This window comes from Fusibacter sp. (assembly GCF_057447755.1).
Window position 1 is genome coordinate 1 of record NZ_JBVBZF010000476.1, and the last position, 1,975, is coordinate 1,975.

Consider the following 1,975-nt stretch of genomic DNA (forward strand, 5'->3'; position numbering starts at 1 on the left):
AAGGTGGCATGTGGATCCACGTAGAGCAATCCGCAGGCCTTAGCCGAGGACGCTTGCTCGTAGGGGAACCATATGGCACCTTTTTATGCCACGTCCAAAATTCTTCCCAACAAAAAAGGTGGCATGTGGATCCACGTAGAGCAATCCGCAGGCCTTAGCCGAGGACGCTTGCTCGTAGGGGAACCATATGGCACCTTTTTATGCCACGTCCAAAATTCTTCCAAACAAAAAAGGTGGCATGTGGATCCACGTAGAGCAATCCGCAGGCCTTAGCCGAGGACGCTTGCTCGTAGGGGAACCATATGTCACCTTTTTATATAAACGAATTTTTATTTTAGACCCAAAATTGCTCTTGCTTCTTCTGGTGTAGCAACTTCTCTGCCGATTTCTTTCGCGAGTCTTACGATTCTCTCAACGAGTTCAGCATTTGATTTTGCAAGTCTTCCCTTTGAGTAGTAAACATTGTCTTCAAAACCAACACGAACGTGTCCGCCCATGACAATTGCCATTACTGCAAGTGGTGTTTCAGAACGGCCAATACCTGCCACAGTCCAAGTCCAGCCTTCAGGAAGCTGATTTACCATGAACATTAAGTCTTCTGGCGTTCCAGGACACGCTCCAGGTACACCAAGAACAAAATCCACATGAAGGGGTGCTTTGACAAGACCTTTCTTCACAAGTGCTTTAGCATTCTCAATCATACCACGTTCAAATACTTCTATTTCAGGCTTAACACCCATCTCTTGCATTTTTGTTGCAAAGCGTTCTATATACTCTTCAGAATTCATGAAGACATCCGGACCAAAGTTACATGTACCACAGCTAAGTGTCGCCATTTCTGGTTTCAAGTCAACTGGTTGTAATCTTTGTTCTGGCGTATGCCATACAGCACCACCTGTTGACGGTTGGAAAATAATCGGACATTTCGCTTCTACTTTCTCTTTAATCTCTTTGTAGACTTCAAAATCTTGAGTCGGATTACCTTCAGCATCTCTTGCATGAACATGAACAATTGATGCACCCGCTAAGTAGCATTCATATGCCGCTTCAGCAATTTCGTCTGGTGTGAGCGGTAAATTTGGTTGTTGTTCTCTAGTGACTTCTGCACCTGTCAAAGCCGCGGTTATAATTAATTTTTCCATGTGATCACCTACTTATTTCTTTGTTTATCTTTAGTAACGACACATGTACCCACTGCTCTACATACGATAATTGGCTCTTCAAGTACATCACAAGCAGAATCATTGATATCAGGTCTTGGAATAATTACTTTACGTGCTTCAAATGTCATCTTACGAGATGAATTTCCCACTTTTGTAATTTCGCCCACTGCTTCAATGTAATCACCCGCATATACTGGTGCTAAGAACTCAACACTTTCATATGCCGCAAAAAGACCCTCATCACCATCTTGACGAATCAAAAGCTCTGTTGCAACATCGCCAAATAGGTTAAGCATTTTAGCGCCATCCACTAAATTACCACCGTAGTGTGCATCGTGCATACTCATTCTCATTCTAATCATTGCTTTTTCGGACATTTCTGTTCCCTCCAAATTATTTAAAATTTGATCCCTAATCCCTATTTTACATCATCTTTCAGGAATTTTGAAGGTATTTCCCTCAACCTCCATAAATTTCTCCTTAATGATGTCAAATCCAATGGCAAAAGCCATGATCAAGAGAAATAAAACAATGAAATTATAGCGTGGCTGACCTTCATAAACAAAGAAAACCAATGACACAAAGGCCAAGTTTATCACGGGTAAAACCACAAAGGCTTGTAAATTCAACTTTTGATTATAAAGCGCTCTTATCATTCTAAATATATTCATAAAAACATATATGATGCCAAAACCGCTGATAATACTTAACAGAATGTCTGATATTGCTCTTAAAAAATTCATAAAACGCTTGTAGGTGTACTCATCTAATCCTTTTAAGTTGGGATAAATTTCATCAATTGTATCATAAGA

General features: G+C 40.6%; 3 protein-coding genes. All 3 read right to left on the reverse strand.

Annotated features, from left to right (window positions below; all coding sequences use genetic code 11):
- Window positions 1-329 precede the first annotated feature (329 nt).
- Window positions 330-1,142: a 3-keto-5-aminohexanoate cleavage enzyme gene (gene kce / locus AC220I_RS21835; RefSeq protein ID WP_486725982.1), complete on the reverse strand. Its 813-nt coding sequence runs from the start codon at window positions 1,140-1,142 to the stop codon at window positions 330-332.
- Window positions 1,143-1,150: 8 nt separating this feature from the next.
- Complete coding sequence (kal, locus tag AC220I_RS21840; protein WP_194702800.1) at window positions 1,151-1,540, reverse strand: 3-aminobutyryl-CoA ammonia lyase; 390 nt, start codon at window positions 1,538-1,540, stop codon at window positions 1,151-1,153.
- 51 nt (window positions 1,541-1,591) lie between these two features.
- Window positions 1,592-1,975: hypothetical protein (locus AC220I_RS21845; protein WP_486725983.1), on the reverse strand; the 384-nt coding region annotated here is incomplete at its 5' end.

Bases quoted from the DNA above. Each gene is read 5' to 3' on its own strand.
- kal (WP_194702800.1), bottom strand. From the start codon at position 1,540: ATGTCCGAAAAAGCAATGATTAGAATGAGAATGAGTATGCACGATGCA.
- kce (WP_486725982.1), bottom strand. From the start codon at position 1,142: ATGGAAAAATTAATTATAACCGCGGCTTTGACAGGTGCAGAAGTCACT.